We start from the raw sequence: 22069 nt of genomic DNA, 5'->3' as shown, positions 1-22069 counted from the left end.
TGAAAACACAAAAGATGAGAAAAATACTGACAATACTTGCTTTAGGCTTAATCCTTACGAGTTGTAAAGATGAAAATAGAACAACTTATGTCATCAATGGTAATGCAGAAGGTATTCATAATGGTATTAGAGTACGGTTGGCGAAAATAGATGAAACCGGACAACAGGTTATGAAAGATTCGGCTATTGTTATGGATGAAAAGTTTTCAATTAAGGGCTCTGTTGAAGAACCTAGTGTTTATTTTCTTTCTGCAGACGGAAGTATGGGAAATGTTGTTTTTATGTTAGAAAATAGTGTTATTGATATCGATTTTAATAAAGAAATTCCTATGGAATCTAAGGTAACTGGTTCTAAATCTAATGAAGGATATGAGATTTTCCAAAACGGTATGTTAGTATTCAAAGAAGAAGGCGAAGCCATAATGGCGGAGTTTAATAAGCTGGGCAAAGAACCAGCACCAGAAAAAAGAGATTCTATTGGAAAAGCTATGCAAGATTTAAGAGAAAAACAATTTGCTTATCCCCTCAGCTTTGTAAAAGAAAATAGTGACCGCTATTTTAGCCTTAATCTCATTGAATTAGAGTCTAGCAGAAGAGGCTTTGACATAATTGGCTACATGGAAGCTTATGAAAACCTTATCCCAAAACTAAAAACGTCAAAAAAAGGATTAGTAGTAAAACAAAAACTAGATAAGCTTTATGAGGCTTACCAAAAAACAGCACATTTAGAAATCGGGAAAATTGCTCCAAATTTTGAAGCACCAACACCAGACGGGACTCTTGTGAGTCTAGAAAACTTAAAGGGAAAAGTGACCATCATCGACTTTTGGGCAGCTTGGTGTGGCCCATGTAGAAAAGAAAATCCTAATGTGGTAAAAGTTTATGAAAAGTATCATGATAAAGGTTTAGAAATCATTGGCGTATCATTAGATGGCCAAAGTAGACAGCAAGACCCAAAAAAGGCTTGGTTAGATGCTATTGATAAAGACGGGTTAACTTGGCACCACGTGTCTAACCTCAAATATTTCAACGACCCAGTAGCCAAATTATATAATATTCAGTCCATTCCGGCGACTTATATTCTAGATGCTGACGGGACAATTGTTGCAAAGAATTTAAGAGGAATAGCTTTAGAGCGCAAAATCCGAGAGCTTTTAGACGAATTTTAATATGCAGATTACAGTACATTAAAAAAGCCTGCAAATTGCAGGCTTTTTTAATGTAATCTTCCAGTCTTGTATAATATGTAAAGAATAATGATAGGTATGGCCAAAAGCCCTATATGTCCCAAGTCCGTTTCAAATAAACTTGGCATCAAAATCAGTGTCACCGCATATCCGCCTACTGCACCTCCAAAATGCGCATCGTGACCAATATTGCCGATTCTGTTTTTCATGCCATAAATTGAGTACAGTAAATAGCCTATACCAAAAACGTATCCAGGAATTGGAATTGGAACAAAAAACATATACAAACTCATTCCTGGGTCTAACAATATGGCAGCGTACAAGACTCCTGTAACAGCACCACTAGCTCCAACAGCACTGTACCAATACTCTTCTTTATGAAAATAAAGGGATAATAAATTCCCAAAAATTAGACTTGCAAAATAAATGATAACAAAATTTAATGTTCCCAAAGGACCAATGACATAACTCGCAAAAAAATATAAGGTTAACATATTAAATAGCAGATGCGTAGTATCTACATGCAGAAACCCAGAACTAAGCATTCTTATCTGTTCACCTCGTCTAATACTACCAACATTAAACTTATATTTTTCAAAAAATAAACGATCATCAAAACCCTTTAAAGACATGATGACATTAGCCGCAATAATGGCAATGGTAACAGGATCTAATTTGTACATAAAATATCTATTGAGCCAAATATAATATATTTGCGCTTCAGAAAGAACACGCTTTTATGCAACTTATTGCTTACATTTTAATTTATCCAGTCCTGTGGTTAATTTCCATCTTACCATTTAGGTTACTCTATGCACTTTCTGATGTGGTTTACTTTTTTATATACAGAATCTTTGGCTATAGAAAATCTATAGTTAAGGGTAATTTAAAACTAGTTTTTCCTAACAAGTCTGAAAGAGAAATCAATACGATTACCAAAAGATTTTATAAACATCTCTGTGATCTATTTTTGGAAATGATAAAAACGCTAAGCATTTCAAAAAGCCAATTGAATAAGCGTTTTGTACTTAAAAATCCTGAAAAAATAAAAGCGCTTGAATCTTCCCAATCTAGTTCTATTTTAATGTTTGGGCATTATGCCAGTTATGAATGGTCAATAGTATTGCAATCTCATATCAATATTCCTGGTTTAGTATTGTATAAAAAAATCGCCAATTCTTATTTTGATAATTTAGTAAGACGTATACGGTCTAAATACAACACAGAACTTGTAGGTTCTAAAAAAGCCATTGGTAGAATTAAAGAACTCGACAAGAAAAAGGATAAACGCATGATTGCTTTTTTAAGTGATCAATCCCCTAAAATGCGTGCCAATAATGTATGGTTAAACTTTATGGGAATTACTGTTCCGAGTTTTGTTGGTGCTGAAGCTGTGGCGAAAAAATACAATTACCCTATCGGATTTTTAAAAATTGATAAATTGAAGCGAGGTCACTATGAAGCAGAAATCATAAGTTTATCCGAAAACCCTAAAGAAGAACCCGATTTTAAAATAACGGAAAAATTCAACCGTCTTTTAGAAGCACAAATAAAAGCTAGGCCAGAATTTTATTTATGGACGCACAAACGTTGGAAGCATAAAGATAAAGTTCCAAATAAAACCGCCTAGTCTAAATCGAACCAATGATCTACCTCGGTAGCATTACACGGTGTGTTAATTTGTGACTTATGAATAAATTCGTTATTACATCGTGAGTACTCATAGTCCGTGCTCCACGCCTCATGATTCTGAGCCAAGGCAATTATACTATCGCAAACAAATTCTATTTCCTCATTCGTCGTTGTAGGGTGAATGGACATACGAATCCATCCTGGTTTACGCACTAAATCGCCAATAGAGATTTCATCTGTTAGTTCCTTTGAGGTCTTCTGATCGACATGCAATAAGAAATGACCATAAGTCCCAGCGCAACTGCACCCTCCGCGAGTCTGAATTCCAAATCGATCATTCAATAGCTTAACGCCGAGGTTATAATGTAAATCATCAATATAAAACGAAATCACACCTAATCGTTCTTTGTGCTGACCTGCTAGAATATTGATATTCGATATAAGCTCTAGCTTTTTAAAGATAATAGCTATAAGCTCATGCTCACGCTCTAATATATTGGTTACTCCCATTTGCTCTTTTAGCTTAATGGAAAGTGCTGTTCTTATGGTTTGAAGAAATCCAGGTGTGCCACCATCTTCACGATCTTCAATATTATCGATGTACTTATGCTCACCCCAAGGATTAGTCCAACTCACTGTTCCACCTCCAGGACAATCAGGTACCATATTATTGTATAATTCCTTGTTAAATACTAAAACACCGGAGGTTCCTGGTCCACCCAAAAATTTATGAGGTGAAAAGAAGATGGCATCTAATTGTGCATCCTTATCATCAGGATGCATATTAATATTTACATAAGGTGCAGAACAAGCAAAATCTACAAAACAAACACCTCCATGTTTATGCATTAGTCTTGCGACGTCGTGATATGGTGTTTGAATGCCTGTAACATTAGAACCACCAACAATAGAACATATTTTAAGTGTACAGTCTTTATATTCCTTTAGCAATATCTCTAGATTCTTAAGACTGAACAACCCATCTTCATCTGGCGGAACTACTTCGACCTTGGCCATAGTCTCTAACCAAGAGGTTTGGTTAGAGTGATGCTCCATATGTGATATGAAAACCACAGGACGAATTTCGTCTGGGATATCGGCATATTGCTTTAGATTTTCGGGAACTTTTAGTCCCAAAATACGTTGAAACTTGTTAACGACACCTGTCATACCATTGCCACAAACAATCAAAACATCATCTTCATTGGCATTAACGTGATCTTTTATAATATGTTTAGCCTTATGGTAAGCTTTGGTCATAGCTGTTCCAGAGACTGTAGTCTCGGTATGTGTATTGGCAACAAAAGGTCCAAAATCGTTTAATAGTTTTTCTTCGATAGGCCTATATAAACGACCAGAAGCCGTCCAGTCTGTATAAATAATTTTTTGCTTGCCAAATGGAGATATAAAGGTTTGATCCTGACCAATAATATGTTTTCTAAAATGGCTGAAATAAGCCTCCAAATTAGAAATATCATTCTTCTTAGTATCAGAAATCACGGCCATAAAATATGATTATTTTAATTCAAAGATACTAAATATTGGCAACTGCCTTAATTTCTACTATAAACCGATCGGCTAGACGATCTGCTGCCTCTTGAGATTGCGCTTCAGTATAGATTCTTATGATAGGCTCTGTATTACTTTTTCTCAAATGTACCCAGCTATCCGCAAAGTCAATCTTTACACCATCAATAGTTGTTAGGTTTTCGTGGCTATAATTGGACTTCATAGTACTTAAAATCCCATCTACATCTAGTTCTGGTGTCAATTGAATCTTCTTTTTACTCATAAAATAATTAGGATAAGTAGCCCTCAATTCACTAACAGTCATTTTCTTTTCAGCTAAAAGACTTAGAAACAAGGCTACACCAACGAGTGCATCCCTACCATAATGCAATTCAGGATAAATAATACCGCCATTGCCTTCACCACCAATAACAACTTTATTCTTTTTCATGAGTTCCACAACATTTACCTCACCTACAGCACTGGCTTCGTATGTGCCGCCATGTTTTTCTGTGACATCTCTCAAAGCTCTAGTAGAGCTCATGTTACTTACTGTATTTCCTGGTGTTTTACTAAGTACGTAATCCGCACAGGCTACCAAAGTATATTCTTCACCAAACATGTCCCCTTTTTCATCCATAAAAGCTAAACGATCTACATCTGGATCGACAACAATTCCAAAATCAGCATGATGCTTAACAACCGCCTCTGCTAAATCTCCTAAATGCTCCTTTAGTGGTTCTGGATTATGAGGAAAGTGTCCTGTAGGATCACAATATAATTTCACAGCATGAACGCCTAAACGTTCTAATAGCAATGGGATTGCAATCCCACCAGTAGAATTAACGCCATCCACAACAACTTTAAAACTAGCATCTTCAATTGCCTTTTTATTTACCAATGGCAAATCTAAAACTTCATCAATGTGCAAATCTATGTAGGCTTCATTTTTTGTAATTTTACCTAAGTCATCCACTTCTGCAAAAACCATCTCATTAGATTCGGCAATCTCTAATATTTTTTTGCCTTCTGCCCCATTTAAAAACTCACCTTTATGATTTAATAATTTTAGTGCATTCCATTGTTTTGGGTTATGGCTTGCGGTAAGTATTATGCCACCATCAGCATGTTCCATAGGTACAGCAACTTCAACCGTAGGCGTAGTTGACAAACCTAGATCAATCACATGAATACCCATTCCTACTAGTGTATTCATCACCAAGCTCTGAATCATTTCGCCCGAAATACGCGCATCTCTCCCAACTACTACTCTATAGTTGTCTTTATGGCGTTGCTGCTTGATCCAAGTGCCATAGGCAGCGGCAAATTTAACCGCATCAATTGGTGTTAAATTATCTTCAACAGTACCACCAATCGTACCGCGAATTCCAGAGATAGATTTTATTAAAGTCATGATCTAAATTTATGTTTTAAGCGTAAAAAATAACTTTCAAAATATTTATAAGACAAATGTGCCATGGCTATTGTAACCGCAAAAGTAAGACTAAAAATTATGAGAATTGCCAGTTCTGACTGTAGATTTTTCAGGAAGTCCAATTTTAAAAAAAGAAATACTACAAAGTTGAGTGCAATGACATGAAACATATAAATTCCGTAAGAAATAGTACCTAAATAATTAAAGGTTTTATTAGTAATAGTTAGTTTACGATTATTAAACGATATGGTGTGAATAAAGACTGGAAATATAGATAGAATGATAAGGTGGTCTAACCATAATATATTGGTTATAAGCATATCCGTAAAAAAGTACAAAAAAGTGAGCGTTGTAATAACCAATGGCGCAAGTTTTATGGATTTTAACACCTCTAACTTTTTATGCTCTTCCAATAAAGCCACTACACCTCCAGAAAATAAAAAGTAAAAATAAAAATGGAATTCTTTCAAATAATCAAATATCATAGAATGAAATATGAGAAAATAGATTATCGAAAGCAATAACAATGTGACCAGAATCTGCTTCCTTTTTATAAAAAAAAGTAGAGGTGCTATTACAAGATAAAATTGTTCCTCTATGCCTATAGACCAAAGTATTTCTAATATACCTCCAGGCCTATATAATTCGGCAAAAACATTTGGCAAAAAAAATACAGATAGTAGAATTCCATCTATTAAATGATAATTGTTTTCAAAGGGTATATTTAATGCAGGGAGTAAAACAAAATAAAATAAGAATCCAAATATCACTACAAAATAGTAAAGAGGAAAAATTCTTAACATTCGTCTGGTATAAAATCTTTTGATGGAAAACGTCGATCTTTTTTTTTCTAGATAAATAATTCTAATAATTAAAAATCCACTTAAGATAAAGAACATAAAAACAGCCTCCATACCTCTATGGAAAATTGGTAAACCGTCGTAATAAGGGAGTGATTGATTTCTACATAGTTTCGGTACATGAAATAAGATTACAATACTGGCCAAAAAAAAACGTAATGGATCTAAATTAGGTAAGCGACTCAATGCAGACAAATTTGGAAGTAAAAATACATATATTTATCAAATGAATTTCCTTGCCCACATATACCTATCAGATAATAACGAATTAATTGCAATTGGTAATTTTATGGCCGATGGTGTAAGGGGTAAAAAATATCAATCCTATTCTAACGAAATACAAATTGGTATTCTTCTGCACAGAGCGATTGATAGCTTTACCGATGCTCACCCAACTTTTAGAAAAAGCACTAAACGATTGCATAAAAATTACAGCCATTATAGTGGTGTTATTGTTGATATTTTTTATGACCATTTTTTAGCAAAGAACTGGAAAGACTATTCCAATATACCTTTAGCAGATTATGTGGAAGATTTTTACCAAAGCTTAAAAAAGCACATGGACATTCTGCCAGAAAGGTATCAATACATTTCACCAATTATGATCGAGGGTAACTGGCTTTTAAGCTACGCCAGTATTAATGGTATTCAATCGGTTTTAAATGGTATGAATAGAAGGACCAAGGGTATTTCTGGGATGAACAAAGCTACCAAAGAACTTAGGGAATACTACCAAGATTTTGAAGAGGATTTTAAAGCGTTTTTTAATGAACTCCTGGAATTTAGCAAAAATAAACTTCTAGAGCTTAAACAACTGTATAACCTATGATGCGTTATGTTATAATTCTATTTATTGTATTCACTTTTTTAAACTGTAAAAGTGAATCAAAAGCTACCGAAACTAACGGTAGAGGTCTAATTACTAAAAATGCCATGGTCGTAAGTGCCCGAAAAGAAGCTTCTGAAATAGGCATTGCTATTCTAAAAAAAGGTGGAAATGCTTTTGATGCTATGATGGCCACAGAGATGGCTCTAGCAGTATGCTATCCTTATGCCGGTAACTTAGGCGGTGGGGGCTTTTTGGTCTACAGAATGGCAGATGGAACAAAAGGAGCACTAGACTATAGAGAAAAAGCACCTTTAGCAGCTACAAAAAATATGTACTTAGATAACAATGGAGATATAGTTAAACATCTAAGTACAGTAGGAAGCATGTCGGTTGGAGTTCCTGGCACAATAGCAGGGATTTTTAAAGCTCAAAAAAAATTCGGAAAGCTTGATGTTGAAACTGTTTTGAACCCTGTCATTGCGCTTGCCAAGAATGGATATATCATTACAGAAAAGCAAGAAAAAAGAATCATAAAATACGATAGTATCATCACAGCAGTCAACGAAAAAGAAATTCTTTATAACAAAAATCTAAAAGCCGGTGACAGAATTACTAATCTTAATTTGGCCAATACATTAGAACGCATTGCAAAGCATGGTACTGATGAATTCTACACCGGTGAAACCGCTAGGAAATTAGTAGCCTATCTTCAGTCTAAAGGTAGTATAATTACCCTTGAGGATTTAGCAAAATACGAAGCTATATGGAGAGACCCTATCACGTTTCAATACGATGACCTTACAATTACGTCTATGTCTCCCCCATCATCTGGAGGCATCTGTCTTGGACAAATCATGAAAATGATAGAGCCTTTTGATCTAGAAGACTATGGCCATAATTCGCTTAAAACCATTCAAGTCATGGTAGAAGCAGAAAAACGTGCTTATGCAGATCGAAGTTATTATTTGGGAGATCCCGATTTTATAGATATTCCGGTTAAAACATTAATTAGCGACATCTATCTCCGAGATAGAATGAAACGTTTTTCTTTTGATACACCAACACCTGTAGATTCTATTTCGCATGGCCAGATCATTGGTTATGAAAGTAATGAGACTACCCACTACTCTATCGTCGATCAATTTGGTAATAGCATAGCAGTCACCACAACACTAAATGGAGGCTATGGTTCTAAGCTATATGTGGATGAGTTAGGATTTTTCTTAAATAATGAAATGGATGATTTTAGTAGCAAACCAGGCGAACCCAATTATTATGGTCTCATTGGTGCAGAAGCCAACAGCATTGCGCCAGAAAAACGTATGTTAAGTTCCATGACACCAACCATAGTTGAGAAAAATGGCAATCTTTATATGTCGGTTGGAACACCGGGTGGGTCAACTATCATCACATCTGTTTTGCAAACCATTTTAAACGTCCATGAATTTGGATTAACGATGCAAGAAGCTGTCGATGCGCCGCGTTTTCACAATCAATGGCTGCCAGACGAAATTAGATTGGAACCCAATTCATTCAATACTAAACTAAAGAAACAGCTTGAAAAACTAGGCTATACCATAAACGAAACCCGAACACCTGTTATAGGAAAAGTAGATGGCATCCTAATGCTAGAAGATGGAACTATGGAAGGTGGTGCCGACCATAGAGGTGATGATACTGCTGTTGGGTTTTAACCAATTTTATATTTTCCAACCTTCTAGTCTCAAATTGTCAGTTCGAGTGTCCCGACTGTCCAGATAGCTATCGGGATCGTGATGTATGGAGAACTATTCAAGGACACAAAAACGCACAACATGGTTTTAACATTGTTTTACGAGATTAGCATTGTCTGTATTGTATCTTTATGGACACTGATTTTTTAGAAAATAATTACTTCTTAAACCCAACCAAAATGCGACGACTCATTTTATTAATAGCATTCTGCTACACACTATTTAGTTTCTCACAAGGCACACAATTGTTAAGACAACCTACATTACATGGTGACGATGTGGTCTTTGTATATGCCAATGACTTATGGAAAGCCTCTACTAAAGGAGGAACAGCTATCAGATTAACTAGCGATGAGGGCTACGAATCCAATCCCCATTTTTCTAATGATGGTAAAATGATAGCATTTACAGCACAATACGATGGCAATGTAGATGTATTTGTAATTCCATCGGAAGGTGGCGAACCAAAACGACTCACTTATCATCCAAGTGGGGATATTGTACAAGGTTGGACTCCAGATGGTAAAGTATTATTTCGCTCTAGTCGAGAAGCACAGCCTACTATGACCAATAAGTTCTTTACTGTGTCTACCAACGGCGGTCTACCAGAAGCTTTGGATATTCCAAGAGCGGCTTATGGCGAAATGTCTACAGATGGTAAACACATTGCTTACACGCCAATTACAGGTTGGGATGCCGAATGGCGAAATTATCGTGGTGGACAAGCGATGCCTATTTGGGTAGTGAATATGAAAACGAAAGACTTAATAAGAACTACACAGCCTACAAAAGAACGTCATTTAGATCCTGTTTGGTTAGATGGAATCGTCTATTTTATGTCTGAGCGCGATTATACCATGAATATTTGGTCTTTTAACCCCACTACAAAACAAGAAAAGCAAATTACATTCCATAAAAAGTTTGACGTTAAGAGTTTAGACGCAAGTACTGATAAAATTGTATATGAACAAGGCGGTTATCTGCATGTTTATGATCCAAGTTCTCAAAACACAAAACAACTAAACATAAATGTGAAAGCGGATTTGAACTTTTACCGTACCAAGTGGGATGACGTTTCTGCAAGGCAATTGTCTAATCCAAATATTTCACCTAAAGGGAAACGCGCTCTTTTTGAGCATCGAGGTGAAATCTTTACCGTTCCAAAAGATAAAGGCACATGGATGAATATTACCAACACCCCTGGTATTGCCGATCGCAGTCCTATTTGGTCTCCCAAAGGTGATAAAATTGCTTGGTTCTCTGATAAAAGTGGAGAATACCAATTGATGCTGGCAGATCAAGATGGTCAAAATGTCGAGGCAATTAAACTTCCCAATCCTACTTTTTACTTTCAACCAGACTGGTCACCAGATGGAAAATACATTGCCTACACCGATACACATTACAATATTTGGATTATAGATCTTGACTCAAAGAAAACCCAAAAAATAGATACCGATAGATATGCACATCCTAATCGATCTATGAATCCCGTTTGGTCTCCTGACAGTAAATGGATAGCTTACGCTAAACAACAAGATAGCCATTTTAAAGCCATCTTTGTTTACAATGTAGACAGTAAGAAAACCATTCAAATTACTGATCCTATAGCCGATGCTATAACACCGGTTTGGGACGCTTCAGGCAAATATATTTATACCTTGGCGAGTACCAATTATGGTTTACAAAGTGGTTGGTTAGATATGAGTAATTACGATCCTTCTGCCAATCTAAGACGAAGTTTATATGCGATAGTACTAAACTCAGAAGATAAAGCACCTAATCTTCCTAAGAATGATATGGAAGAGGTTGAAAAGAAAGATGAGGACAAAAAAGACAAAGACGACAAAAAAGATGAGGGCAAGGACAAAAAGGATGATGATAAATCATCAAATGGTGTTACAGTGACTATAGATCAAGATGGTATCTTTGACAGAGCCGTGGCCTTAGATTTACCAGCTAGAAATTATGTAGCCTTACTTAAAGGCCCAAAACACAAAGTTTTTATTGCTGAATCCATTCCTAATGAACGTGGTTTAAAAGTACACTCTTATGATGTCGAAAAGGAAAAAGCTACAGACTTTGCCGATGGCATATGGCAAATGGTGGCTTCAGAGGATAGAAAATCTATTCTATTGAGAAAGGGAGGTAGTTGGATACTTTCTGGTACTTCAGCTGCACCAAAACAAGGAAAAGACAATTTAAAAATTGACATTAAAATAAAGCTCGATCCAAAAGCTGAGGCGCATCAAATCTTCAAAGAAGGTTGGCGATATATGCGCGATTTTCTTTATGTAGATAATGTACATGGAGCACCTTGGGACATGGTTTACGAATGGTATGCACCTTGGATAGACCATGTACGTCACAGAACAGATTTAAATTATGTTGTTGACATTATGAGTGGTGAAGTAGCTGTAGGACATTCCTATGTCTCAGGTGGTGATTTCCCAGATGTGGACTATGTTTCTGTTGGGCTGTTAGGCTGCAATTTTGAAAATGACAATGGGAATTATAAAATCTCAAAAATCTATTCAGGAGGACGGTGGAATCCTAATTTAGATGCACCACTTTCAAAACCGGGAATAGAGGTTAACGAAGGTGACTACTTAGTAGCTATAAACGGTAAGCAACTAAATTCAAGCACAAATCCTTACGAATTATTAGAGCAAACTGCTGGGAGGGAAATCAATATTGCGGTTAATTCTACACCATCAATGACAAATGCCAAAACTGTTTTAGTTAAACCTATTTGGAACGAACGCAGTTTAAGAACTGTCGATTGGGTAGAGAGTAATCGAAAAAAAGTCGATGAATTGTCTAATGGCAAACTCGCCTATGTATATGTTCCTAATACTAGTGGCGGAGGTTTTACGTCTTTTAATCGCTATTATTTCTCTCAGCAAGATAAAAAAGGAGTTGTGGTAGATGAACGCAATAATGGTGGTGGTTCTGCAGCCGATTATATGATCGACATCATGTCTCGCGAACTCTTTGGTTATTTTAATAGTAAGGCAGGTGACAAACGTCCTTGGACAACGCCCATAGCGGGTATTTGGGGTCCAAAGGTAATGATCATTAATGAACGTGCAGGGTCTGGTGGGGACTTATTGCCTTATATGTTTAAGATGAAAAACATTGGCCCATTAATTGGAACAAGAACCTGGGGAGGACTGGTAGGTACTTGGGATACACCGAGGTTTATAGATGGTGGACGTATGGTTGCACCAAGAGGTGGTTTCTATGATATTGATGGTAAATGGGCAGTTGAAGGTGAAGGTATAGCGCCAGATATTGAAGTGATTCAGCACCCAAAAGAAACAACTATAGGTAATGATCCACAGTTAGAACGTGCTGTACAAGAAGCCATGAGGCTGTTAAAAGGCAACGAGTTTAAGTTAAAACCAGAGCCAAAAGCCCCAGTACGTTGGAAACGCCCGGCAGGTTATAAATCGGATAATTAATGATTTCCCTTATTTGAATGGCTTTCGTTGCCCAACTTAGAGCTCAGTTAGAAGCGCATAGAAATCAGGATGATACCCTGTCCATGCAAGCCTATATGAAAGATCTATTTCCCTTTTTGGGCATAAAGGCACCGCAACGAAAAGCCTTATTCAAAGACGTATTGAACTCCTATAAAGATGATGTAAGAACCAACTGTAGAGACATCGCCATTGAACTCTACCAACTGGATGAACGCGAATTTCATTATTGTGCCATAGAAATCGTAGACAAATTTTTGCACAATAAGTACGTAGAATCCGATTTTGAATTCATCACAGGCTTAATCACCAGCAAACCACATTGGGATACGGTAGATTTTATAGCAAAACATATTTTAGGCAATTACATATTGCAATTTTGGGATGACAGATATGTATATATCCAACAACTTTCTAATGCTAATCATATGTGGCTCAATAGATCGGCTATACTTTTTCAACTAGGTTATAAAGCTAAAACAGATACCGAGATTCTCTTTAAAACCTGCGAAACACATGCTGACTCCGATGAATTTTTTATTCAAAAAGCGATTGGTTGGGCGTTGCGTGAATTTGCAAAAACTGATGCACAATCAGTAATAGACTTTACCTCTAAAATTGATTTAAAACCATTAAGCGTGCGAGAAGCTTTAAAACGATTAAAATAAATGAAGTACGATATCGTTGTCCTCACGGATCATAAACATGCCTATCCCAACAAAATTGATGACTATACCAAAAATGTTATCGTAGAAGATGCTTTAATTGCTAACGCTCTAGGAAAATTGGGCTTAAAGGTAATTCGGCTCGCTTGGAGCGACCCTTTTTTTGATTGGTCATCTACCAAAGCCATACTGTTTAGGACCACTTGGGATTACTTTGATGATTTCCCAAAGTTTTCAGATTGGTTAAATACCGTTTCAAAAGTGACAACACTAATAAACTCTGAAGCCTTAATCCGTTGGAATATCGATAAGCATTATCTATTAGATCTTCAGAAAAACGGTGTTCATATTACTGAAACCTTATTTATTGAAGCTGGTACCACAAAAAGTCTAGAGGACTTACATACCGAAACCGGATGGGAAGAGACCGTTTTAAAACCTTGTGTGTCTGGTGCTGCTAGGCATACCTATAAACTAACTGTTGAAAATAGGGCCAACCACGAAGGTGTTTACATGGCATTAATTGCCAATGAAGCGATGATGTTACAGCCATTTCAACGTCGTATTGTTTCTGAGGGTGAAGTGTCCATGATGGTCTTCAATGGGCAATTCACACATGCAATATTGAAAAAGGCTAAATCAGGAGATTTCAGGGTTCAGGATGATTTTGGTGGTAGCGTTCATAATTATACTCCAACAGAAACAGAGATTGAATTTGCCGAAAAGACGGTAAGAGCATGTAAGGAGCTACCATTATATGCCAGAGTGGATATTTTTAATGATAATAACAGTAAGATAGCCTTAGCAGAACTAGAACTTGTTGAGCCCGAGTTATGGTTTAGAAACCACCCTGAGGCAGCCTTGATTTTAGCAGAAGCTATCAAAGAAAAACTTTCTAGTTCATAACTCCGTCCCGATAGTTATCGGGATTGATATGGAATCTAGTATTTTGATATTTTATTTTGTCTTTCCTATGAAAGCAGGAATCTAAAATAAGATATCTTTGAAGAAAACTATTAATTATAAAATGCCTAAAACCTCTAAGACAAAACGCATCCTAAAAATCATTGGTGGAATTATTATCTTCCTCACTTTACCCTCGCTCTTATTTTTTGGATTTTTATATATAAGATATCATGAAGATCTACCAATTGGCACTAAAGGTCCCGAAGCCGATCAATTGGCCATAAAGATGCTAGAAGCTTTAAATGAAGAAGCTTATCTTAATACAGATTACTTGGAATGGACTTTTAAAGGACAACATCATTACAAATGGTATAAGACCGATAAAACCTGTGAGGTTTCTTGGGATGAAATTACCGTGATATTAGATTTGGAAAACAATGACCATTCTAAAGTATTTGCTGGACAACAAGAATATAATGGTATAGAGAAAAACGATTACATCAACAAAGCTGAAGCTTATTTTAATAATGATTCCTTTTGGTTAGTAGCTCCATATAAAGTGTTTGATCCTGGTACCGAAAGACGATTGGTGACCACTGAAGATGGAGAAAATGCACTTTTAGTCACGTACACCTCTGGCGGCACAACTCCTGGCGATTCGTATTTATGGCATTTTGATGACTCTGGTAAACCCAAAAGCTACCAAATGTGGGTAGACATCTTACCTATTGGAGGATTAGAAGCTACTTGGGACCAATGGATCATCACTGAAAGTGGCGCCCTTTTACCAACTTTCCATAAATTATTGGTTTTAGAATTGGATATGGGTGAAGTAAAAGGACTTTCTTTTAATTAGTTATTATCCTCCACATTCACTACAATCTAACATGGCTTCTGTAAAGGTACCTGATATTGTATCCGTTCCATCACTTGCGCTAAAGCTACCCGAGGTTACTATGATGTTCGAACTAGGATTTAACAATCCATAAGCAGTAATGCTCACAGTTCCGGAAGTGGCTTGGAAAGTACTACCATCTGGTAATGATGCAGATAAAGTGGCATAGAATCCTGCCATACCAGTAGCATCAATGTTTAGTGAGTTTCCTGCTTGAATTGCTCTAGTTCCAGGATCGTCAACATTATCGAACATTTGCAAGTTGACGGTGGTATTACTATTATTTGTAGCAATTATTTGGGCAAACTCAGTACTACCCGCCTCATAATTGCTCCCTGCAGTTCCCGAAATATTGTCTAGTATTACGTTAGACATATCAGGAAGGTTGATGGTCATACTCGAATTTGAATCTTCAGGATCGTTAGCGTTGTTATCATCATCAGAACATGCACATAACGTCATAACCACAAAGGCGAAAAGAAAAAGTCTTGATCTCATAATATATTGATTTACAAGTATATCGTAAACCAAAGATTATGTCATCAATTACAAGAAATCTATTTAGAACGCTGCCCTACAAACTGTTGCGACTTCAATTTAAACAGCACATTAAAGCTGGTTAAACTCCCATAAATACGTGTTATATATTGTTGCAAATCTATCTTTTCCTGTTCTTCCAAATTACTAGAATTGATCTTCTGTTCCATCACACGCAGACGATCGCGAACCATGGTTATTTTGTGAAAAAATTTATCTATTGGTAACTCACTTGCTTTTAAATTCTCATCCCCAGGTTGCATAATCAATTTGCCACCTTTCCATTTATCACCAATAGTAACTACTTCAGATACATCAGACCATTTCTTGAGAATATCACGTAAACTCTTTTCTACTTCATAGAAACTAACCGTATCTACATCATCCTCAGCTGCTTCTATAACTTCAAACTCTGCATCGAGCTCTAAGGTTTCTAATCCGTTGTCTATAAAGGTCACCCAATAATGCTTGGAGGTGACGTTGGTAACTACGCCTTTACCATATTCCTCATGGTCAATACGTGAACCTATGCCTAATAATTTCATCTGCTTTTTTAGTTTTATTAATTATTCTAGTTGATCCTTTTATATTTAATGAGTGTTTCTTTTGTATCAAGAACGCTTTTAACATATGATTTAAACTCTAAATATTCATTTTGGCTAATATCTTCTGTATTCACTTTAGATACAATATTGACATTTAATTTATCTTGATCTAAAAGTTTATAATCAATTGAGAATGCATGGTTTTTGTATTTATATTTTTTAGGCTTTGGGATTTCAACAAATTTGAATCCACTTGGCAAAAGAATTTCAATTTTCTCGTCATAAAAATCCGAATTCTCATATTGTTTGTAATCGATTGGATAATTTCTTGATTTTAATTCTATTATGCTTTCATTATATGGATGCAAAAATTTTGGTACTTTAAACGTATAATAGTCACCTATTTGGTTGACTTCCAAATCTAAGCTTAACCCCACATGATAACTTATTGAGCCATTTGACCTAATATTTTTAACATCTTTGATTTCATTCAATTCAATAGCTTCGGAACTTCTATCAGAAATTTCTTTAAAAACAGTTTCTTTAAGTAAGTCATCCTTCTTCTCCTCTTGCATTTTAATATAGTAAGAAGCTAAATGGCCTTTTACATTGTATTTTAAGTCTAAGTTAGCAACGGAGTCTGTTATATACATTTTGTATTCACTTAGAAAATGGGCCTTTTCTCGATTTGCAGCGGTTAAATAGTATAAATCATTCCTAGAATTTAATGGAATCTGGAAAGGAATATCTAATGCCGTTGCGTTTCGTAAAGACATAGGTAAAGATTTAAATGGTAGATTCTTATCTGTCAGTTCTAGATAAAAATCATCTCCATCCAACTTTACCTTTACTATACAGTGATTAAAATCCGTACTGGGCTTTACAAGATTATTTTTTCCATAACCAGAAGTCAAAATCAATACAAGATTTGATTTTAAATCTGCCATTTGAGCAAGGACTAGAAATAATGAAGATAAATCTTTACAATCCCCTAGTTTAGATTTTATGATATTAGCTGGTTTTTGAGGAACATAACCACTCTGTCTAAAATTTACATAACTATAATTATAGTTATCCATGATATAATAATAGATCACCCTTGCTCTAGCCTCTTCACTCAAATGCTCATGCCCATCTGGGAATAATTTTTTGTACTCGTTTTTAACGACATTATCTTTTCTTAATTGATTTCTAACCAAATCCGAATACCAATTAGCAATTTCATTCCAAGAATCTATTGAACTAATATGCAGTCTGGAGACTATATCCGAAAAACTAGGCATATAGTCTTCTTTTATTGGTAGTGGCTCTGTGTTTTTTTCTTGCCACTGATGAACATAATAATCACCTACTTTTTTATTGCTATAGTCAACTTTACCACCTGTTATAGTAAAATTAATTTTCTTTTTCTTAGAAATAAAACGATATATATGGAACATTGTAGGGTGATAACCGCTAAAATTATGTCTCAAAATATGATCTTTGTAAAAACGTCCATAAGTGCTATAACTCGAACTATAATTAATAAGAATTACATCACTTATTTCTAACTGGTCGAAAACCAAAACTGACCCATTTGTATCAGCAGGAACAATATCTCCATTTTTCTTAATTATTTCCGCTTTAGCAATTAAATAATCTCCACTTAGGCCAAGATCGTACTCCTTAAAAATATTAACCCCATTTTGAGAAGTAATTTCGTAAATAAAGGTTGACTTATATTCACCTCCGCCGTTTTGGTATCCCAATATATTACTTTGACTTAGAATTGTATTGAGTCCGTAATTGTTAGATTTAATAATACCTCTATTTTCATCTATATAAGTATAAAAATTATCAATCTCAAAGGCACTTAAAGGATTTACCCAATTGGATAAATCGTTAATCTTACTTCTTAAAGCCCTATTTGAAGGATTCTTTGATAGTGATTCCTTGTAAAGCTCAATGGCTTCTGCCTTTTTATTTAATTGTAAATATGCGGCTCCTTTTAATTCTGAAAACAAAAATGATTCGGGAAAATTCTCAAGAGCCTTCTCAATAAAAGGCAAAGACCTCTCAAATTGCATTGTTTCGTGAAGAATCTCGACTATTTTATAATGATAATTGTTATCTTGATCAAAGTTTTTTAAAACTTGCGTGTAAACACTCAAAGCGTCTTCCGTTCTGTTCTGCTTTGAATAATAATAAGCAAGATATGTGGCGACTTCCCAATTAAAATATTTATCGTTGAAGGTCTCCAAAGTTTTTATCGTAGTATTGTCATCATTAAATAACTGTGAATAAAACTCTGAAAAAGTTGCGTGAATTGATGAAGGCAAATTTTTATTTGAGATTAAGTTATCCAGACCTGTCCTAAGACTAACAAAATCATTTTCCCTCAAATCTATTAATACCTCTGACATTGTCTTTATGTAAGATACATCTACAGCATTTCCTAATTGGTTTAGCTTAGATTTGTACTCTTGCATATCCAGTTTCATCAACTCATCAAAGTCCTCATATGTGTATAATAATGAAATATAATAATTAGGATCTCTTCGGATTAAATTCTCTTTGAGTTTAGAAATCGAAGCATCATCTCCTAACTTGTTGTAATATGATATCATTAACGCTTTCAAAAAACTACTGTTAGGATATACTTTGTTCAAATCTTCAACTACACTATAAGCTTCCTCCAATTTACCATTCCGTAGATAGGTCTTAAAAAGACACAACCTGTTTAAGAATTCACTCCCAGAGTTTGTAGCTAACCTATTTTCGAAATAAGCTTCTGCAAAATGTTTCTCTTCCTCCAATAAAATATCATTGCTAGTGTCCTTTCTATACTTTCGATTTTTAAATGTCGTTTTTATATTGTTCACTGGACTTCCATCCAAATTCTCTAACCTTAGAATAAAATAGGGAAAATCAGAATTCGATGCTATTTTTACCAATATGCGATTAACTCCTTTTTGAAGTTTTACCTTGTATGTATATGCATCCATTTCAGTTACATACCTTTCACCTTTCTCAATGATTAAACGATCATTGAGCCAAACCTTTACTAAACCTGACTTGCCAAGTTTTAAAAAAACAGTCTGATCCTCTTCGGAATCTATAAACGTCTGAGCATAATGTACACCATTCCCAAACTCTTGATGGTTAGAAAATATATTATAGAGCTCCGATGTATATCTATTCTTATACCATTGAGTTTTTCCATTGCTTTGTGCATCAAACAAAACCTCTAAGTTTGGTTCATTTTCAGGCGGATATACAATATCGATTCCGCTCATATTTAGGTTCTCAAAAACACCACAATACTCCCAGTCTTTAATTGAGTTTATTGATCTTATTTTATCATTAAACGTATCCCAATCTCTATTATGTCTTTTAACTATACCGTTCAAATAAGTTATAGCTCCAATTAGTGTAGTATTTTCAACTTTAGAGAAGTCAATACTTTCAAAAATCTCTGAATGTTCTGTTGCAAACCCATTCTCAAAATAATCATTAAAAAAATAAGGTTCATTCCATAGGGCAAAAAGATAATATTCAAAGTTTTTAGAACTAATAATGGACTTGACAAAGTTAATATCAAACTTTAATTGTCCATTTTCAGTTTTAATGATTTTCCTTAAAATGATTGACTCAATGTCATCATTATCATTAAGCTCACTAACTAAGTTAAGTGCATGGTTTCGCTTGTTTTGAAGTAAGCTATCCCAGATATCATCTAAGCTTTGGGCATTTACAACTAAAAAAGAGAAAAAAAATAAAAGTGAAAAAAGTAAATTCTTATTCATGTTAAAACCTGTTTAAGGAATTATGTCTTTGAAGCATTTCAAATTAAAGGGAAAAAAAATAAAAAAGCAAAATTACCTTGATAAGAATTGAGGTTAGAAAACAGTTAAGCTAACCGTACTCAAAAATTATAGTTTTGTTAATTCTAAAGGGCCGTCTTTAATTTTTACCTAATTTACATTACCAAAATCAATCAAAATTATGCGCCATTTATTTCTCATTGCCTTTATACTGATAACGCTTACTAATTGTGAATCGCAAGCAAGACAGGCATGTGCCTTGCCATACAGCAACCTTCAATCAGAAGACCGATGCGGTTTTGTAGAAGTCCCGAGGAATTGGGACATCGAAACGGATGAAACCACATCGTTGGGCTATTTAGTAATCCGTTCGCAAAGTAAAAATCGAAAGGATGATCCCGTTGTGTTTCTACAAGGTGGTCCTGGTGGGAACGTATTAGATTTGGCGAACATTTATAGTCAAATTAATTTAGATTCTGATCGCGATTTTATTCTATATGACCAACGTGGCGTTGGGTTCTCTGAAGAACTATGCCCTGACCTCAATCTACAACTCTTAGAGATTATGGCTTTGGACTTAAATATTGAAGAAGAAATTGCTGAACTTAAAAAACGTGTACAATCTTGTACGGACTATTTAAAAACTGATCCCCGACAGTTTAGTACTGCAACTAATGCTAAAGACTTAGAAGCATTACGACAACACTTGGGCTACAAGCAGTTGAATTTGTTTGGCGGTTCTTATGGTACACGATTAGGGTTAAAATACATGGAGCTTTACCCTAATCATGTAAGAAGCGCTATCCTCTCGGGATTGTTTCCGCCAGAAATACGTATGTACGATCATTTGTTTTCGAGCTTCAGCCATTCATTTAACAAGATGTTTAGCGATTGTGCTAAAAACAGCAAGTGCAATACAAATTATCCTAACTTAAAAACTGAATTTTTAAAGTTTTACAGTAGTCTTAAAGCCAAACCCATTCAAATTTTTCTTAACGGCACTAACTTTGTTTTAAATCAACAGGATATCTTACTCTTTATTCACCAAATGCTTTACAAGGATAGTACAATTGAAGCGCTTCCTAAGTTTATTTTAGCACTTAAAAATAGAGACAAGAAATATATTGCCGGTACCATCAACAGTTTTTTGCCTAGACTCACCTTGATTAATCTTGCGGTGTATTATTCCATTATGACTGCAGATGAGGGTCGCTTTAATAACCAAGCTAAACTCAATAAAGATAGTAGAGATTTGCTATTTGCGGATACAGGATTAAGCTTATTTTCTGCGGATCCCGAAGTGATTAAGATTTGGCCAAGTGTTAATGTAGAGTCCAATCCTATGCAGCCCGTAAAATCCAATATACCAACTTTACTGATTAGCGGTGAGTACGATCCTGTAACACCACCAAGCAATGGCGATACAGCTGCCAAACGGTTGCGATTAGGACAGCATGTTATTTTTTCCAATGATGGGCATGTTCCAATAAATACTTGCTTTTTTAGTCTAGCCAAGCAGTTCTTGGATAATCCCAAAGCCGAATTAAATGGAAATTGTGCCCGAGCTAACACTAAATTTAATTGGGATTAATTAAAGACCTGTTTCATCTTTATAACTTATTCGATCACGTATACCACCAGCTTCTCTATGGATAATCACATCTGATTTATAGCACTTAGCTAAGGTTTTGGCTTTGCGTATCGCTGTACTCTGCTTACGGTGTTTTGAAGTAATGCGTTTATTACCTTCTCTGCGCACCGCCCAACCATATTCATAAGGTACCACATGCTGATGCCACGTGCGCTTTTTGGCGTTACGATAACCTAAGGCTACAAGTATAGCCTCGATAAGCTTTTGAACGGCATCAACTAAAGTATTTTGCTTAGACATCAGTTAGTTAAGGATGTTTCAATCATAAAAATAAAAATTAATTTTTTTTGATATAAAAACTTAAAGCTAGCCATAAGTTTATAATACACTTTTTGTTTTAGCTATACTCCCAATAAAAATATTCACACTAAACCTTCACAACAATTTAACATCTAAAATC

General features: G+C 35.3%; 17 protein-coding genes. 9 read left to right on the top strand and 8 right to left on the bottom strand.

What is annotated here, in order from left to right; genetic code table 11:
• Positions 1-14 precede the first annotated feature (14 nt).
• A complete protein-coding gene (locus Q0972_RS01625) occupies positions 15-1169 on the top strand; it encodes a TlpA disulfide reductase family protein (RefSeq protein ID WP_299361752.1) in 1155 nt (384 codons plus the stop codon).
• A 47-nt stretch (positions 1170-1216) separates the two neighbouring features.
• Here Q0972_RS01625 and Q0972_RS01620 read toward each other — a convergent pair whose 3' ends face one another.
• A complete protein-coding gene (locus tag Q0972_RS01620) occupies positions 1217-1870 on the bottom strand; it encodes a rhomboid family intramembrane serine protease (RefSeq protein ID WP_299361749.1) in 654 nt (217 codons plus the stop codon).
• Between the two features lie 56 nt (positions 1871-1926).
• On the opposite strand from Q0972_RS01620, the gene Q0972_RS01615 reads away from it, so the two are divergent.
• Positions 1927-2817, top strand: a complete 891-nt coding sequence (locus Q0972_RS01615) for a lysophospholipid acyltransferase family protein (RefSeq protein WP_299361745.1) — start codon at positions 1927-1929, stop codon at positions 2815-2817.
• Here Q0972_RS01615 and Q0972_RS01610 read toward each other — a convergent pair.
• Genes Q0972_RS01610 through Q0972_RS01600 form a run of 3 tightly spaced genes read right to left on the bottom strand, consistent with a single transcriptional unit; the run spans position 2814 to position 6809 of the window.
• Entirely contained in the window at positions 2814-4325 is a 1512-nt protein-coding gene (locus tag Q0972_RS01610; RefSeq protein WP_299361742.1) for an aminotransferase class V-fold PLP-dependent enzyme, read from the bottom strand. The genes Q0972_RS01615 and Q0972_RS01610 overlap by 4 nt on opposite strands.
• 28 nt (positions 4326-4353) lie before the next feature.
• Complete coding sequence (glmM, locus tag Q0972_RS01605; RefSeq protein WP_299361739.1) at positions 4354-5742, bottom strand: phosphoglucosamine mutase; 1389 nt, start codon at positions 5740-5742, stop codon at positions 4354-4356.
• On the bottom strand, positions 5739-6809 hold the full coding sequence (locus tag Q0972_RS01600; protein ID WP_299361737.1) for an acyltransferase: 1071 nt from the start codon (positions 6807-6809) through the stop codon (positions 5739-5741). Before Q0972_RS01600 ends, glmM begins: the two co-directional genes overlap by 4 nt.
• Positions 6810-6849: 40 nt before the next feature.
• On the opposite strand from Q0972_RS01600, the gene Q0972_RS01595 reads away from it, so the two are divergent.
• The 6 genes from Q0972_RS01595 to Q0972_RS01570 all read left to right on the top strand — a co-directional run bounded on the left by Q0972_RS01595 (position 6850) and on the right by Q0972_RS01570 (position 15094).
• Positions 6850-7452: an ACP phosphodiesterase gene (locus Q0972_RS01595; RefSeq protein WP_299361735.1), complete on the top strand. Its 603-nt coding sequence runs from the start codon at positions 6850-6852 to the stop codon at positions 7450-7452.
• Positions 7449-9146, top strand: a complete 1698-nt coding sequence (gene ggt, locus Q0972_RS01590) for a gamma-glutamyltransferase (protein ID WP_299361733.1) — start codon at positions 7449-7451, stop codon at positions 9144-9146. The genes Q0972_RS01595 and ggt overlap by 4 nt, the downstream gene beginning before the upstream one ends.
• A 218-nt stretch (positions 9147-9364) precedes the next feature.
• The gene (locus Q0972_RS01585; protein WP_299361731.1) at positions 9365-12649 is read left to right on the top strand and encodes a S41 family peptidase; all 3285 of its coding nucleotides are present in this window, start codon (positions 9365-9367) and stop codon (positions 12647-12649) included.
• 17 nt (positions 12650-12666) lie between these two features.
• A complete protein-coding gene (locus Q0972_RS01580) occupies positions 12667-13335 on the top strand; it encodes a DNA alkylation repair protein (protein WP_299361729.1) in 669 nt (222 codons plus the stop codon).
• The gene (locus tag Q0972_RS01575) at positions 13336-14238 is read left to right on the top strand and encodes a hypothetical protein (protein ID WP_299361727.1); all 903 of its coding nucleotides are present in this window, start codon (positions 13336-13338) and stop codon (positions 14236-14238) included.
• A gap of 97 nt (positions 14239-14335) precedes the next feature.
• Positions 14336-15094, top strand: a complete 759-nt coding sequence (locus tag Q0972_RS01570) for a hypothetical protein (RefSeq protein ID WP_367182386.1) — start codon at positions 14336-14338, stop codon at positions 15092-15094.
• A gap of 3 nt (positions 15095-15097) precedes the next feature.
• On the opposite strand, the gene Q0972_RS01565 is transcribed toward Q0972_RS01570, so the two are convergent.
• From Q0972_RS01565 to Q0972_RS01555, 3 genes are read right to left on the bottom strand one after another with little or no spacing between them, the layout of a single operon-like run.
• Entirely contained in the window at positions 15098-15631 is a 534-nt protein-coding gene (locus Q0972_RS01565) for a hypothetical protein (RefSeq protein ID WP_299361725.1), read from the bottom strand.
• A gap of 59 nt (positions 15632-15690) precedes the next feature.
• A complete protein-coding gene (locus tag Q0972_RS01560; RefSeq protein WP_299361723.1) occupies positions 15691-16215 on the bottom strand; it encodes a hypothetical protein in 525 nt (174 codons plus the stop codon).
• A 26-nt stretch (positions 16216-16241) separates the two neighbouring features.
• Positions 16242-20000: a tetratricopeptide repeat protein gene (locus Q0972_RS01555; protein ID WP_299361721.1), complete on the bottom strand. Its 3759-nt coding sequence runs from the start codon at positions 19998-20000 to the stop codon at positions 16242-16244.
• Positions 20001-20199: 199 nt separating this feature from the next.
• Here Q0972_RS01555 and Q0972_RS01550 point away from each other — a divergent pair, with 199 nt between their 5' ends.
• Positions 20200-21609 (top strand): alpha/beta fold hydrolase, encoded by a 1410-nt coding sequence (locus Q0972_RS01550; protein WP_299361719.1) that lies wholly within the window; start codon positions 20200-20202, stop codon positions 21607-21609.
• On the opposite strand, the gene Q0972_RS01545 is transcribed toward Q0972_RS01550, so the two are convergent.
• Entirely contained in the window at positions 21610-21909 is a 300-nt protein-coding gene (locus Q0972_RS01545; protein ID WP_299361717.1) for a DUF2188 domain-containing protein, read from the bottom strand.
• Positions 21910-22069: the final 160 nt, after the last annotated feature.

It is taken from the genome of Winogradskyella sp. (genome assembly GCF_028282165.1).
Lineage (GTDB): Bacteria > Bacteroidota > Bacteroidia > Flavobacteriales > Flavobacteriaceae > Winogradskyella.
The sequence above is the reverse complement of the archived record's forward strand: the minus strand, read 5'-3'. Positions and strand labels throughout refer to the sequence as shown.